At 43.4% G+C, this 16,108-nt stretch carries 9 protein-coding genes; 4 read left to right on the top strand and 5 right to left on the bottom strand.

Annotated features, from left to right (window positions below):
- Positions 1–16 precede the first annotated feature (16 nt).
- The 3 genes from ACKTT2_RS40035 to ACKTT2_RS40045 all read left to right on the top strand — a co-directional run bounded on the left by ACKTT2_RS40035 (position 17) and on the right by ACKTT2_RS40045 (position 6,964).
- Entirely contained in the window at positions 17–1,456 is a 1,440-nt protein-coding gene (locus ACKTT2_RS40035) for an NHLP bacteriocin system secretion protein (RefSeq protein WP_407896958.1), read from the top strand.
- A gap of 3 nt (positions 1,457–1,459) precedes the next feature.
- Complete coding sequence (locus tag ACKTT2_RS40040) at positions 1,460–3,667, top strand: NHLP family bacteriocin export ABC transporter peptidase/permease/ATPase subunit (RefSeq protein ID WP_407896960.1); 2,208 nt, start codon at positions 1,460–1,462, stop codon at positions 3,665–3,667.
- 360 nt (positions 3,668–4,027) lie between these two features.
- Positions 4,028–6,964, top strand: coding sequence for an NHLP bacteriocin export ABC transporter permease/ATPase subunit (locus tag ACKTT2_RS40045; RefSeq protein ID WP_407896962.1), 2,937 nt, complete (start codon positions 4,028–4,030; stop codon positions 6,962–6,964).
- Between the two features lie 210 nt (positions 6,965–7,174).
- Here the strand turns inward: ACKTT2_RS40045 and ACKTT2_RS40050 are convergent, their stop codons facing one another.
- The 3 genes from ACKTT2_RS40050 to ACKTT2_RS40060 all read right to left on the bottom strand — a co-directional run bounded on the left by ACKTT2_RS40050 (position 7,175) and on the right by ACKTT2_RS40060 (position 9,767).
- The gene (locus ACKTT2_RS40050) at positions 7,175–8,005 is read right to left on the bottom strand and encodes a MinD/ParA family ATP-binding protein (protein ID WP_407896964.1); all 831 of its coding nucleotides are present in this window, start codon (positions 8,003–8,005) and stop codon (positions 7,175–7,177) included.
- Between the two features lie 89 nt (positions 8,006–8,094).
- Complete coding sequence (locus tag ACKTT2_RS40055) at positions 8,095–9,207, bottom strand: c-type heme family protein (RefSeq protein ID WP_407896966.1); 1,113 nt, start codon at positions 9,205–9,207, stop codon at positions 8,095–8,097.
- 356 nt (positions 9,208–9,563) lie between these two features.
- The gene (locus ACKTT2_RS40060) at positions 9,564–9,767 is read right to left on the bottom strand and encodes a hypothetical protein (RefSeq protein ID WP_407896968.1); all 204 of its coding nucleotides are present in this window, start codon (positions 9,765–9,767) and stop codon (positions 9,564–9,566) included.
- Between the two features lie 95 nt (positions 9,768–9,862).
- Between ACKTT2_RS40060 and ACKTT2_RS40065 the strand changes: the two genes are divergently transcribed.
- The gene (locus ACKTT2_RS40065) at positions 9,863–11,578 is read left to right on the top strand and encodes a hypothetical protein (RefSeq protein ID WP_407896970.1); all 1,716 of its coding nucleotides are present in this window, start codon (positions 9,863–9,865) and stop codon (positions 11,576–11,578) included.
- Between the two features lie 42 nt (positions 11,579–11,620).
- Here the strand turns inward: ACKTT2_RS40065 and ACKTT2_RS40070 are convergent, their stop codons facing one another.
- Both ACKTT2_RS40070 and ACKTT2_RS40075 read right to left on the bottom strand, forming a co-directional pair.
- On the bottom strand, positions 11,621–12,484 hold the full coding sequence (locus ACKTT2_RS40070) for a histidine kinase (protein WP_407896972.1): 864 nt from the start codon (positions 12,482–12,484) through the stop codon (positions 11,621–11,623).
- Positions 12,485–12,654: 170 nt separating this feature from the next.
- The gene (locus ACKTT2_RS40075) at positions 12,655–15,936 is read right to left on the bottom strand and encodes a type 2 lanthipeptide synthetase LanM family protein (RefSeq protein ID WP_407896974.1); all 3,282 of its coding nucleotides are present in this window, start codon (positions 15,934–15,936) and stop codon (positions 12,655–12,657) included.
- Positions 15,937–16,108: the final 172 nt, after the last annotated feature.

Raw genomic sequence — 16,108 nt, forward strand, 5'->3', positions numbered from 1 at the left:
TTTGGAATGATATCAAATGGTGAATCCACAGAATAACCTGTTTCGCAAACAAGCGTTAGAACATTCATCTTCCCCTGAACGGCTAGATCAACTGATGCAAGTTGTTAGCCCTAAGAAGTGGTTACCTTTGGCTGCTTTAGGAACATTGGTTGCAGTAGGGCTTACCTGGAGTGTCGTGGGTCGTATCCCCATTACCGTTACAGGTCAGGGGGTACTTGTTTATCCCAGCAAGGTTATGGCGTTTCAAGCATCAACCTCAGGTCAGTTGCAAACAATAAATGTACGTGTAGGGGACTTCATTAGGAAGGGACAGGTGCTAGCAACGATCTCTCAAGCAGAACTGCAAAAGCAACTTTTGCAACAGCACACCAAGCTAGCGGAACTAGAAGCGCAAAATCAGGATGCTAGCTCGCTTCAAACTCAACGCAGCAAATTAGAAATTACAGCAATGCAACAGCAGCGCCAAAGCCTACAACAGCGCCTTTTAGAAGCTCAGTCCTTGACTCCAATTATCAGAGATAAAGACATAGGCGCTATTAAGCAGCAACGACAAAACCTACAACAACGCCTCTTGGAAACTAAAGCTCTGACTCCTACTCTCAAAGATAGACTCGAGAGGCGCAAAAAGCTAAAGGTTGAAGGGGCGATTTCGGAAGATACATTGTTAGAAGCACAACAGACTTATCTCGATGGCATCAAAAAAATTGCCGATCTTGAAGACCAGTTAAAGCAACTAGACATTAATCAGGTTCAAGCAGAAAAGTCATACCGTGAAAACAGGAGCCAAATCGCTGACATCAAAACCCAGTTAAAAGAATTAGATAGTAAGGAAAAAATTCAGGCTGAGCAAAATTTCCAATCCTCCATTACCCGACAAAATCAGATTCAGGAGTTGAAGCGGAATATTACTCAGATGGAACTGCAATTAAACAACAATAGCCATATAAAGAGCGAGTATACCGGACGCATTTTGGAAATCACTATGACTCCTGGGCAAATTCTCAGTCAAGGAACTCGTATTGGGTCAATAGAGGCGCAAGAGCCATCTGCTAAACTAGCGAGCGTCGCATTTTTTCCAGTTAGTGAAGGCAAGAAGATTCAAAAGGCTATGAAATTGCAAATTACACCCTCTACAGTTAAGCGAGAACGCTTTGGCGGGATTATGGGTACTGTTAAGAAAATATCTTCCTTTCCTATTACTAAAGAGGGTGCGTCTAATATGATAGGCAATCCCGAAATTGTAGAAAGTTTAATATCTCAAGGTCCTCATCTCCAAGTAATCGCCGAACTTCAACCGGATACTTCCACCTTCAGCAGCTACAAGTGGTCTTCTTCAAAGGGTCCGCAGATGAAGATGTCTCCTGGAACTACTACCTCTGTACGAGTGACTGTGGAGGAACAAGCACCCATCACCTTTGTCTTTCCCATCCTTAAGTCTTGGAGTGGTATCCAATAATTTATGTTTCTACGAAATCTATTTCTTTGGCGTAAGCGCATCCGGCGTCGTACACCCACTCTTTTACAAATGGAGGCAGTAGAATGTGGTGCTGCTGCTTTAGGTATTATTTTGGGTTATTACGGTCGAATTGTTGCGCTCTCAAAACTCCGTCAAGATTGCGGAGTCTCGCGAGACGGAAGCAAAGCTTCTAATATCCTTAACGCTGCTAGAAGTTATGGTCTAAAGGCAAAAGGTTTTAAAATAGACTTGGAAGCCCTACAAAAACTGCAATGTCCTTATATTGTGTTTTGGAACTTCAACCATTATTTGGTGGTAGAGGGATTTGGCAGGGAGCGAGTTTATCTAAATGACCCAGCCGCCGGAGTGCGTACTGTCTCTTTGCAAGAATTCAGTGATGCCTACACTGGTGTCGTGTTGGTTCTCGAGCCTGGTCCGGGGTTTAAAAAAGGGGGTCGCAAACCCAATACGCTCCTGGCTCTATGGCAAAGGCTGCAAAGGTCTAGAGGGGCGCTTGCCTACTCCGTGCTCGCAGGATTTTTGCTTGTGATTCCCGGATTGGCAATACCAACATTCTCTCAGGTTTTTGTAGACAATGTTTTGATTGAGGGCAGAGACGACTGGTTGCGACCGCTGATTTTGGGGATCGTTCTTGTAGCAGGGCTTATGGGATTTTTGACACTACTACAGTTGCAGTCTTTACGTCACATGAAAATTAAGCTGTCTGTGGGGATGTCCAGTCAGTTCCTATGGCACATTCTACGTCTACCTGTCGGTTTTTACGATCAACGCTTTGCTGGGGAAATTAGCAACCGCGTCCACCTGAATGACAAATTAGCTGACATTCTCTCGGGTAAGTTAGCGACTACGGTTATTGCAGGGGTAACAGTCGTTTTTTATGGAGCAGTCATGCTGCAGTATGACGCGGTATTAACCTCAATTGGCATAGCTTTTGTCACTGTAAATCTCCTTGCTTTGCAATGGGTAAGAAGGTGGCGAGTAGACGCAAATATGAGATTACAGCAGGATGAAGGAAAAGTTGCTGGAGTGACGATTTCTGGTCTTCAGAGTATAGAAACACTCAAGGCATCCGGCTTGGAGTCAGATTTCTTCTCCCGATGGGCAGGCTATTATGCTAAGTCAATTAATGCCAAGCAAGAAATGGATGTGACAAACCAAACTTTAGGAGTGCTGCCGTCTTTCCTTTCCACAGTTTCTTCCATGCTACTTTTGGTTGTGGGTGGCCTCCGGGTAATAGATGGATATTTAAGCATTGGAATGCTAGTGGCTTTTCAGAGCCTGATGCAAGCGTTTTTACAGCCTGTCAACGATCTCGTTACTCTTGGAAGCGACCTCCAAGAAGTAGAGGGCGATTTGAACCGTTTAGATGATGTCTTACGCAACCCCATAGATTCGCAATTGGAACAAGGGGGAAAGCCCAATGCCCAATACCCAATGCCCAATGCCCTATCGCCTAAATTACAAGGTTATGTCGAGTTAAGGAATGTTACTTTTGGCTATAACCGTGTTGCCCCGCCCTTGATTGAAAACTTTAATCTCTCGCTCAAACCGGGACAGCGAGTTGCTTTGGTGGGGGGAAGCGGTTCTGGCAAGTCCACTGTTGCCAAACTAGTGTGTGGGCTTTATGAACCTTGGGAAGGAGACATTTGCTTCGACGGTAAACTAAGAGGGCAAATTCCACGCCAGGTACTTGCAAATTCTATTGCTTTAGTGGAGCAGGATATTTTTCTGTTTGCTGGCAGTGTTAAGGACAATTTAACGTTATGGGATACCACTGTACCTGACAATTACATTATGCGGGCTTGTCAAGACGCAGCGATTCATGATGTTGTGCTCTCAATGCCAAGAGGCTACAATACTTACCTCCTAGAAGGCGCTACCAATTTGAGCGGAGGTCAGCGACAGCGCCTGGAAATTGCCCGAGCTTTGGTAAACAATCCCCCCATCCTAGTGATGGATGAAGCCACCAGCGCCCTTGATACCGAGACGGAAAAAATCATTGACCGCAAACTCCGCCAGCGAGGTTGCACTTGCATTATTGTCGCGCATCGACTTAGTACCATCAGGGATTGTGATGAAATTATTGTCCTGGAACGGGGAAAGGTAGTTCAACGAGGAACTCATGAAGAATTAAAGCAGATCGAGGGTGCGTACTTGCAATTGATTCGCAGCGAAGGAGAAGCACTTTAGGTTTGGGGAGAAAGTGAATTTGTCAGGAGGAAACTGAAAATCAAGTTCCCTCCCTTTGCAACTACGGTGTACACATATCTCTAGATCGTTATTGGAGTAACACATTGAGATCCCCCTAAATCCCCCTTAAAAAGGGGGACTTTGAAGATTTCCCCCCTTTTTAAGGGGAGCCAGCGCTGCAGGAGGGTCAGCCCGAACTCACAGCGACTGGCGTGGGCTAGGGGGGATCGAAACTGCAGAAGGCACTTCAGGAAACTTGTGTGTACACTGTAGCCTTAAAAAGGGGGGCTATACGTAAGTCTTATTTGTATCAAAAGTTAGAAAAGAAATTGTTAGTTTTGAATTGGAGCAAAGCGATTCATGGTCGAGCAAATTAAGTTTGGAATAGCGCAGGAGCAATATCTTTTTAAGGGTAATGAACCAATCTTGCTAGATGACCACCAGACAATTTGGGTTGTGAAATCTGGTTCTTTAGCACTCTTTACCATCGAGGTCAAACATGGCATTGCAGAAGGTTCCCGTCGTTATTTATTTAGTGTAGGAGCCAATGAAGCGATGTTCTCAACAGTACCAAGTTCTCAAGACGAGGTGCGCCAAATTTTAGCAGTGTCTATGGAGGAAACAGAACTCATTAGGGTGCCAATAGAAGATTTTAGCAAATGGATTGTTAACGGCGATCGCCAAGCAATAACTTTCGTAGAGAACTGGATTCATCGACTCAGCTCGGTACTATCCGACGTTACCGCACCTACAATTCCAGTGCAACCTGAAGGCATCAACTACTTTTCTTTAGGTAGTGGCGATATTTTCCAGCCTCAACATGACACTGTAACGTGGGTGCAAATCCAGCAAGGGTGTGTCAACTTGATGGGTTTTGAGGAACTGCCGCTTTTGCCTTTATCCGGAATGTTGCCCTTAGATTCAAAGATGTGGTTGCAGGCTACAGACGAAGTTGAGCTATCCAGTGAGAACATCTCTGTAATTCAGGATGCGGATACCTTAGCAGACAGTTTGGCTCTGCTTGCAACTTATTTCCTCGACTACATTAAGCTGTTGGAACAGCAGGAGATGTCAGCAGAATTACGTAGATTTCAGGAAAAGGAACGTCTCAATTATCAGGTGATGCAGGAGACATTAGGAGAACTGTCATCCGTACTGCAACAGAAAAAAACCGTCTTTTACCCAGTGGTGACACCAACTGACGACCCAGACCAAGCTCTACTCATTGCTGCTGGTGCAGTGGGGCGAGCTTTGGGAGTTACAATTCGTCCCCCTGCTAAGTCAGAAGACATCAAACGAGTTCAAGACCCTCTAGAAGCGATCGCCCGCGCTTCGCAAATACGGATGCGTCGGATTGCATTAACCGATCGGTGGTGGAAAAAGGACTCTGGTCCAATGCTTACCTACACTATGGAAGACAATCATCCGGTTGCCCTGTTACCAGTAGCTGACAACCGTTATCAGATTTTCGATCCAGTGGAGCAGACCCGCACCCCTGTGAATACCCGTACTACCTCCAAGCTAGTTCCAAATGCCTACGTATTTTACCGCCCTCTGCCCAATAAAAAACTCAAAACTTGGGATTTGTTGAGGTTCGCATTGCAAGGTCACGCAAAAGAACTTATTGTCATCTTGTTCACTGGAATTGCCACTACCCTACTGGGAATGCTCACCCCAACAGCCACCGCCATCCTTATCGACAATGCAATCCCGGATGCTAAGCAGGAATTGTTGATGCAAATCGGTTTGGGTTTGCTAGCTGCTGCCTTTGGGAGTACGATTTTTCAACTGACTCAAGGGTTCGCCATTATCAGGTTAGAAACTTTTGCGGACGCTTCTACCCAAGCGGCGGTATGGGATCGACTGTTGAATCTGAGGGCGTCCTTTTTTCGTCAGTACTCAATTGGCGATTTAAATTCTCGGGTCAATGCTGTCAGTCAAATCCGTGAGAAACTGAGTAGCACTGTTTTGAAAACCATTTTCTCCAGTCTTTTTTCATTGCTAAATTTAGGGTTGCTATTTTACTACAATGTTTCATTAGCTTTGATAGCCTGTGTTGTCGCTGTTGTGAATATTGTCGTCACTATCGTCTCTGGCATTCTCACCCTTCATAAAGTTCGTCCCTTGTTAGAGATAGAGGGGGAGATATCTGGTGTCATGGTGCAGTTGATCGATGGAGTTGCTAAACTCCGAGTCGCTGGAGCCGAAGCACGGGCTTTTGCCTACTGGGGTAAACAGTATAGCCAACAGCTAAAACTGATGCTGAGTACACAGGGTATTGAAGACTTTCTCACCGTCACCAATAAGGTGCTGCCACCTTTAACGAATGCCGTCCTTTTTTGGTTTGCTGTTCAGACGTTAAATGCAACATCTGGACAGCAACCAAATGGAGGAGCCTTATCTACTGGCACTTTCCTGGCATTCAACGCTGCTTATGGCACTTTTATTAATGGAGCAACTAGTTTAAGTAGCACGGTTGTAGACGTTTTAGAAGTCTTACCTTTGTGGAATCGGGCTCAGCCAATTCTCTTAGCCACACCAGAATTAAATTCCAGCAAAAGCGATCCAGGCAAGTTATCAGGTAGAGTGATTGTAGACCATGTGGTTTTTCGCTATGGGGATGATGGACCCTTAACATTAGATGATGTGAGTATTCGAGCTGAGCCGGGAGAGTTTATTGCGATCGTAGGACCTTCTGGAAGCGGTAAATCTACCCTGTTCCGGTTACTACTGGGGTTTGACTTTCCAGAATCTGGCACCATTTACTACGATGGACAAGACTTAACTGGGCTGGATGTCAATGCAATGCGCCGACAATTAGGTGTTGTGATGCAAAATAGCCGAATGATGTCAGGTTCCATCTTCGAGAACATTGCTAGTGGTGCGCTGGTGACTATGGATGAAGCTTGGGAAGCAGCCCGAGCCTCAGGCTTGGCGGATGATATCGAAGCTATGCCGATGGGTATGCATACTGTAGTCAGTGAGGGGGGTACTAACCTCTCTGGAGGGCAACGACAACGACTGTTAATTGCTCGCGCACTGGTGTTAAAACCCCGGATTTTGCTGTTTGACGAAGCGACTAGTGCTTTAGATAACAGAACGCAGGCTATTGTCAGTCAAAGTTTAGAGCGGCTACAGGTGACCCGAATTGCGATCGCTCACCGATTCAGCACAATCCGTAATGCAAACCGTATTTATGTACTTCAAAACGGTAGGGTTGTACAGCAGGGTAGTTTTGAGCAACTAACAAATCAACAGGGGTTATTTGCTCAGCTCGTGGCTCGGCAAATGCTTTGATATAGAGATTTTTAGTTGACTGCAATACATGAATAATTGTCTTGTGGAAATACATGAATAATTGTCTTGTGGAACGGGCGTCCCGCCCGTTATGAGCAGGCATCTTGCCTGCTCCACACAAGTTGTAACAGTAGGGTGGGCAATGCCCACCAACATCGAAATGGTGGGCATTGCCCACCCTACTTTACGAGTCTGCACAAGAGTTGGATTTTATCTTCCCCTGTTGAACCAACCTCCTGCTGTTGTCAAGTTCGTCGAACTCACGTCATTATCAAATAGAATTTGCTTTGCGATCGCACTCACACCTTGAGTCCAGGGATGATTCGGGTAGCGCAGACAAAAAACATCGCTGCTACCCAGTTGAAACATCTCTTCACAAACGGGTAGGATGCTAGCTACGGTCGTCTTGTAACTTCTTTGCATCTGTTGCGACAAAGCTTGAAAGTTGAGAGTTGGCAGTGCCTTATTGACCACTAGCAGCATTTTAGGCACCTCTAACTTGCGAGCAACATCTACAGCGACAGCAGTACCCTGGTAGTCTTGGTGGTCTGGGCGCAGGATAATAACTAGGACATGGGAAATGATAATCGAAAGCAGAGTTTCTTCGTTAATACCAGGGTGAGTATCAATGAATAAGTAATCCAGTTTAAAACGGCGGCTGAGATCGCGGAAGCTGTCATTGAGTAGGCGTGCGTCATATCCTTCACGCAGTATTCGAGATATTTCGCCAGTCTTAATGCTAGCGGGAATTAGATAAATACTACCCCTTATCGCAGTACCTTTGTGACTCATTTTGAGAATTGGCGTGACATCGTAGGCAGCATTTTCAATGGCACAGCGTCCCCAAAGATAATCATTCAGAGTGTAGCCTATCTTTTCCTCATTAAGACCGAAAAGGACGTGGATTCCAGGCGACTGAATGTCGGTATCGACTATGCCAACTCGTTTACCAGAGCGAGCAAGAATAGTTGCTAAATTAGCAGTTACGTTCGATTTGCCTGTTCCACCACGGAATGAATGAACTGACACAATTTTAGACATAATGTATTCCCAAATATTTAATAGTTTACGAAGAGGAGGAAAGGAAAAATCCTACAAAAAAATCTGAAAAAAAGAACATTCCCTACTCCCTACTCACCACTCACCACTCCCTTTCCTTTATTGGATTCTACCCATTTATTTCTAAAATCTTTTGCCTGTGCGCTTAAATTCTGGAAGTATTCTGCGTCTACAATTTCAGACACTTCACGAGCTTTCTTAGCTTCGTCAATCTTAACACTAAGTTCGCGCATCTGTTGTTGCATGCGTTGTTCGCGATCGTAGACTTCACAAACCATTCTTAGGAAGATATGTCCTAAGTGTCCTAACTCGTCAGTGCGCTTAGCGATCGCAACCAAGCTTTTGAATTCAAATTCTTCAAAGCGATCGTAAACAAATGTGTTATTGCTAATTTTTTGAGCCAATTGCGCCATTGGTTTGAGGGGAGCGATAACGTTCCGCTTTAGCAAATGATTAAACATAAAAATGACCAGGGTAAAAACACCAATAAAAATTGAGATAAACAAGGAAAAAGCCTGGTAAGCTCTATCAAAAACTTCACTGACAGGAAAATAAACAACTTGAGTAGCAACAATTTCATTGAGCTTCCATCCAAAACCATTCTCTTTTCCATAAGTTTCTAAATGACTTTTGGGCGCTACTTCCGGAGTGCTGTGGCAGCGAAGACAGCTTGAATCTTTTATAGCAAAAGGGCGAGCACTATAAAACACTTTTTCTCCATATAGAGATCGAAAACCTGATAAGATTTGCAGCTTTGGTTCATTGCGAAAAATTTCTATAATATTTGTTTCAAATTCATCAGCTTTATCGCGTAAACTTGTTGGGTTAAGTGTGGCATCTTTATAATAGTAATCTTTATATTCTTTGTTTTTCCGTAGATTCTCAAATACCTCTCTAACTGCAAAACTTGGTATTGTTTCAGGAATAAAATTTTGTTGATTTTCTAGGTTAGGTGTTAACAGAGTCGTTATATTGTTAGCAGTATATTCTCTGACTGAATTTATCATTTGCATGAGAATCTGCCCTCTATAGTTTATTTCATTTTCAGATCTTTGCTCGAGTGCCTTTGATAAAGCCAAACTACTTATTAAGATAGCGCCTATAAAAACGAGCGAAAGGAGTAAGGTAAATTTGGTAGTCAGTTTAGAATGGCGCAACATTGCTTTTCTAGGTTTTATCCACATGAGAGTCACCTACCAATGTCAAAGTTAGTGACAGTTTCTATTAGATAAAATTTCATGACTATTTCTTCTTCACTTTGACTGCTAGTAGAATATAAATTTGACACAACTTTTTTAGTGTTTAAGTCACTGTAGTCATCATAGAGATTTAAGCTGAATCAAACATCTGAAAAACGTCTTGAATCCCAAATCGACGCAATAGACAAAATTCCTCTGACGAAAGTCGAGTGAATAGGTAAAATTATTTAAGATAAAAGTCGAAAGGGTTAACTGCTGTTTGCTAATATCTTGGCATATCTATGCAAAACTGCTTTTATGCATAGATATTGACTGTTTGACTGCCTAAAGATTACTCCGCATCAAGTATGCAGCTTTTCTGCCCAAGCTTCGATCTGTTTCCTAACCCATCCTCCATACGACTCGGATGGGTCTTTGATTTTGTTCACTTCTTCAACAACCCACGGCTTAAGAACGACAGTAACAACCGTGTTGTTTTCATTGTACTTTGCGGAATACTGTCGGTTTTTGTGCGCGTTTCTTTGTCTCCATTCAGGTGTAGGCATTTTTTATTTAGTTCTTAATTAATAGTTGAAAGTCTCAATTTAGAGACTTATAATATAGATTATACAGATAAAACATGGCACAGGAGGTGATAAACGTGGCAGAGTCAACTAAAACTTATACAGACCAAATAGAATTTTGGCACTGGGGAGAGTTGTTTGCTCTTTCTAACTTGGTTGACTCGGCTCGTCACTACTGCCTTGAATTGATTCTTGCGGGAAAAGGTAAGCTTGAATGTAATAAGCAATTACAGGCTAAGTTTAATATCAACAAGCGGTGGGCTAACTCTATTTACACAGAGGTGCAAGCAATTGTATCGAATATTGATGAGAACAGAGCCAACCATATCAAAGTACTAGAAGGTCAGATTAAATCAATTAAATCTGACATCAGAAAACGTGAAAAGCAGATTAAAGATTTTGCACTTCAGCAGAAAAAAGAAAAATCAAAGCGTTCTAAGAAAGGCTTTTCAGCTATAAAGCTAAAAATTAAGAAAGCTTGTAATATCAAAGCGAAACAGCGCCAGACAACACAGATCCAAGATGCTAAGTTTGGCTTACATCAAAAGAAGCGGAGGTTAAACTTATTAGAAAATCAGCTTAAACATCTCAAGTCAGTCAAGCCTAATTATACCTTGCCTGACGCCAATAGTTTTATGCTTGTTGGCAGTAAAGATGAGTCCTTTGGCAACCAATCAGCGCAGTTTGACTATGTTGAGAGCAGTGACAAGTTTGTTCTTTCCATTCGTACTCCTTACGCCTTAGAAGAAAGGCTGGGTGGTCAATATATTCGGATTGATGGGCTGAACTTTAAGCACGGTAGGCACGAGATAATTGAGGTAATCTCACCACGCTGTTATCAAGTAAAAACCAAAAATGGAACTTCCAAGTGGAATGAAGGATACAGTGCTGTAACTCTTCGTTTTTATTGGAAAAATGAGTGCTGGTACGTTGCAGCGACTACAAACATTAACCTGCCCGACATCATATCAGAGTACCTTTCTGGATATGTTGGCGTTGATTTGAATGCGGACTCTATTGGGTGGGCTGTATGCGATGCTCAGGGTAATTTACTGGATTTTGGTGATTATAAAATCGACCTTCATTCTAAGAGTTCCAATCAACGTGGATCTATTCTTAGTGATGCTGCCACCTTCATTATTCTTAAGGCTAAGCAATATAATTTCCCTCTAGCGTCTGAGAAATTAGACTTTTCTGGCAAGAAGGCGCAGTTACGAGAAAAAGGTAAGAAATACGCGAGGATGCTGTCTTCTTTTGCCTATTCTCAATGGAATGATGCGCTAGATAATGCTTGCCAAAAATACGGTATTTATCACAAGAAAGTTGAGCCTGCCTATAGCAGCCTAGTAGGGATGATGAAATTCATGTCCCTTTATGGCATGAATTCGTCATCTTCGGCGGCGTTTGTAATAGCGCGTCGTGGTCGGAGATTTTCAGAAAGAATTCCAAATAAACATCCTTTACTTCCTTCCAAGTCCGCCTACACCAAGGTAAATACGGTGAAGCACGTTTGGTCGCACTGGGGTAAAGTGTCAAAGAGTCTTAAGTTGATTCCGAGACATCAATATTTTAATGCCCGTCTTAACAGGACACGAGTGGTTACGAGCAATTGTCACCCTATTTACTCTGTAGGTGGGGATGGACTTTTGCTCAATCCAATCCAATTGGAGCTATTCGAGGTTGGTGAAAATCCAACGGGAAATGATACAGTAACCGTTGCTGTATCTAGGTCTAGAAAGTCGAGTAAGCGTAGAATATCTACGTTTACCCAACTCTACCTAGATTTAAATTAACGGTCAGATTTTACAGCAAGCCTTGAAAATTCTGAATAAAGCTTAAGGGATACCTTGGTCTTTCTGTTCGTAAGGCAGTTCCACCTGTGGCGGTATCGTGTGGATGCGTAGCCCACGCATAGAATTGCGAATTTCCTGCATGGTGGTAACTCCTAGCCATTGGGCTTGTGCCAAAAACTCTTGCGCTTGACTGGGGTCAATAGACCAGAATTTTAGGGCACTTTGTAACTGAATGTTGATGGCAGCTAAAGCATGCCCTAATGCATCATAGCTTTCACAAGCGACATGGTGTCGTGCTTGGAGTGCAGTGAGTTCTTCCTGTTGTTGGGTATATTGTTGCCATCGTTGTTGCTCTCGCGCTAGTTGCTGTTGCATCTGTTGCACCACTAGTACGTACTGCATTAACTGTATTAGTAATAACAGTACAATTCCAAACCAAAAAATATCACTCCACTGGCTTATCCAATATTGTGGTAACTGGTTAAACAAAGTAGGTTTGTGAGTGCTGTAAAGCTGTTGCATTCTTGCAAGCAACACCATTGCAAAAGCTGACCCCGCCACTACCCAGCGCCCCGGTAATGGTAACAGGAAGCAACTGCGAATCATGAGGATTAGTAACAGAACTGATAACAGCCATAGCGATCCGCTTAAAGCTAGCCATGCCAAAACCAGACTGAACTGTATGCCAACGTACAGCATTTTAGTAGCAAATTTACCACTAGGTAAGGTGACACCAAGTAATACAAATACAGCAAGCATGAGCAAGTCGAATACCTTATACTGCCATATTTGTGGCAATAATATAAGTTCGAGGGAAATAGCAGCGATCGCGATCGTTAGTAACCCCCATTCTAAGTAAAGCAAAAAGCGGACGGGATAAGATTGAGTTTTGAGCCAGTAATTCATAGTAGTAGTATGGGGAAAGTAACCAGCAATCGCAATACGCAACGTTTCGGTCAGACTCGCAATTTTTTCGATTGGACTTTGTACATAAGACCCAATACGGTTTAGATAAGACGATCTGCCGGCATGATGACCTATGTAGAGACGTAGGATGCTACATCTCTACACGCTATTTACTCCCACAACAACACAGAAGGAAGAGATTCCGGATATGCTAGCCTCAGAAGTTCATAACCGATTCCAGCACTACCTTGAAAGAAACCAGGGTTGTAAACATCTGCGGGAAGTTCGGAAAATAGAGAAAAACTACCAACTTGCTTTGCCCTTGCGACAACCCAAGCCACCTGTTTTTGAACAGTATTCCAAAGGTCTGGACGCGACAGTTTGCAAGCTCCCACTAATAAAACTTCCATCCTGCCAAAGTTACCGCAACAAAGATGGTCAATATTGTGTAAACCAAATTGCTGAGTCGTGTTGATGGCAACTGCAATTTCTTGGCGAATTTCTGCTGTATCAAGAATCATCAGACTCCCCAAACGGGCTAAACCGATACCAGGAGCACCATGACACCAACTTGTCATAAAAGATGGTTTGCTCTTGTTAAGGGAAAAATTTCGCACATCGGGCCAGTTGCCGTTAGTGGCTGAGAAAACGCTGCGTTCGTAGGCGATCGCTTCCTCTGCTGCTTCTAGAAAAACGGGATCTTGCGTGGTTTTGTACAATCGCAGTAAGGAGTAAGCAATGCCCGCCGCACCATGAGAAAATCCCGTCGCTAACTTGCCTTCTAGGGTAGCCCAAGCTCTAAATCCAGTCTCACTGGTGGTACGGTTATTGAGCAGGTGGTAACCCAAGGCTTGAGCTTGGTCTAAGATAACTGGATTGGTATGCGCTTGGTACAAAGTTAGTAACCCTAGTATTGCCCCTGCTGCTCCTGCTATTGTGTCGAAAGAGCGATCGCTTGCAATGCTTTCCTGAGTGATTAATGAGGCTGCAAGACTGGCAATATCTAAAAGCTCCGGTTCATCCAGAAATTGACTAACTCGTACCAAGGTATAAACTATAGACCCTACTCCAGAAGCTCCACCAAGACCAATTTGCTTGATAATTCTTCGCTGCTCGTTCGGGTCTGAATGCTGTAAAGTTTTTCTTAGGTCTTGCAGGGCACTCAGTGCTAAATCTCGAAATCCCACATCACCAGTTACTTTTGCCAATGCCGCTAAAAATAGAGAGACTCCACAAACACCGTCATATAAACCATATCCCAAAGGCTGAAGTTGTATCCGCTCTGCCTTAGGGAGATATCCCATGCCAATCCAGGTAGTGCTACCGTTGGCGGCGTAAATTGCTCGTTGTTGCAATTCCTTTGCAATCTCTACTGCTTCTTGCACCAGTTGTGCTGATGTTAAGGGAGCCATTACACCCAAATTTAGACTAGCACTAGCACGCTTAGTGGGTAGGCTACTAGTCATTCCACGAGCGCTCCGCGAGTAAAAAGAACCCCGAATAATTCCGATTTGTTGAGCCAAATCTGTATCATTTAGCTGCTGTAGACAAGAAATCATCCGGTTGTAGCTGGGTTCTCTAAAATATCCCTTAACAATTAAGTCTGAATTGAGTGTCAGAGCATCACTGCTGGAGTCAGCAATGAAATAGGGAATATCCATTTGTTCCATTGCTTGTAGTTCCACCCCAAGTATTGACCAAATAAGAGGTTTCTTATCCTCTGCTAAAAATGCCCGACTTAGGATATCCAGTTCAATACTGCGGTCTACACCATGTTGTAGGAACTTCGGGTGAAGGGTTTTACCCAAAACATGACCGTAGACTTGGGTATTGCGAAATAAAAACCGAACTTTCTGATGCGCCAGGGCAGTTATTGGACTATCAGTTGCCAGGAGTTCTTCTCGCCTCTGTGCCAAGAACTGATACATCTGTCGAAAACCATCTACGATTTCATTAACATAATCATGGGATGATAGGACGATGCCATTAAGCAAAGGTATATTGGCAGAGGGTAGCATGATACCAGGCTCATACTCCAATGCCATATTGTCAGTGTTAATGTTCTGCCACTTTTGCATACGAAAAGGGATTTCCCCGCCAGCTCCCCCTAAACCACTAATATCGTGAGATGTTCCTCCATCCGCGCCAAATTCCCACCTCGGCAATAATCCAGTCCGTAGCACAGAATCCTGGAAAAATTGCTGATTCACTAAAAATTGCGCTCCTACTTCCTCTGTAGAGTTAACTTCACGAGCACGAGGATGCACAAGGGTTTCCAGGTCTACTAGCACCGGATGTTCTCCACTGGCAATCAGATTTTCTTCATGGCAATCATTCCCTTGCAGCACGTAGAGTAGACATAGAACCATTCCGGCACGTTGGTAGTATCGCTGTGCAGCTGCTTCATTTTCACAGGGCAAATGCTCTACATACTCCATCCAACCGTGGGTGGTGCAGTCAATAACTTTCAGTATCTTGAACGGGTGTAGAGACGTTGTATGCATCTCTACAAAATGTTGATTACACCAGGTGAGTAAATGAAAATAGGCACTTTCCAAAGCTAAGCCTCTAGGTTTGTATACCAACTTCAATCCGGAGGCAAAGGTCAAAGCCATGACGGAGCGTCCTTGATTATGAGAGTCGGAGAAATTTCCTTGAATTTCAACAACCTGACCTGTTTCGTTATGAAATGTCTGCTGGATGGTTAACAAGTTTAATGCTAACCGTTGAAGAAATTCCGCTTTTTCCTCTACCCAGAAATCCATTGCGATCGCCACGAGCCGTGCTAGGACGCTATACTTCTGGAAAAAAGGCAATAGTTCTCCTGTCATCAAATCTTTGACAAAGGTTTGGTAGTGCACACTAGAATGGCTATCGTGTTGTTCTGGTAAAGACATGGAAGCGGAGTGCTTCACTGTTTTAAATTGTGAAAATTCAAACTCTAGAGATTGAGCGCAAAGAGACGCTAACTTCAATAGCAGTTGACGTTTCAGATATAGGTGGGCTGCTTCGGAAAGCAATTGTAAGCCAGCATTGACTTGTACAGTAAGTTTTTGCCACGCTACGTGAACGAAGGGCAGATAAACTTCTTCAAAGGGAATTGGCTTTTCGGTTTCCAAACAACGATAGGTACTCTCATAAGCTGTTTTCCAGTCAGTTTGCAAAGCTTTCTGCAAAGTTTCTGTCCAAAAAGGGAGTTGTTGTCCATCAGCAAGGCGGACAGCGCCGAGAACCCTAACCATAGTGCCCACATCCAAATTGTCCCAGATAAGGCGTTTGGCTAACTTTTCTGGATTCCCTTGTGTAACAACCTGACACCAAATTTTTAAGCGGAACATAGTCAACTTATCATTGTCTTCAGCTTCATCCAGAACAAAGTCATTGCCCAATCTTTCACCTAGTGTACTGGCTTGCTCAACTATTTTTAGTAAATCTTGCTGTGAAACTTTCATTTATTTGTATCCTACTTTTAATTAAGTTCAGAAAGTTTTTTCTACCGATCTTTATATTTTGAGTTTATAAGATGCAACTTCTGAGTCACAATTCAATTTCTTTCGCTCATACTGGGAATTATTTAAGCCGCTTTAAATTGTCTTGTATTATGACTTCTAATTTTTTAGATTC

The sequence above is a fragment of the Scytonema hankhaensis NUACC26 genome (assembly GCF_045865695.1).
Classification (GTDB): domain Bacteria; phylum Cyanobacteriota; class Cyanobacteriia; order Cyanobacteriales; family Nostocaceae; genus Scytonema.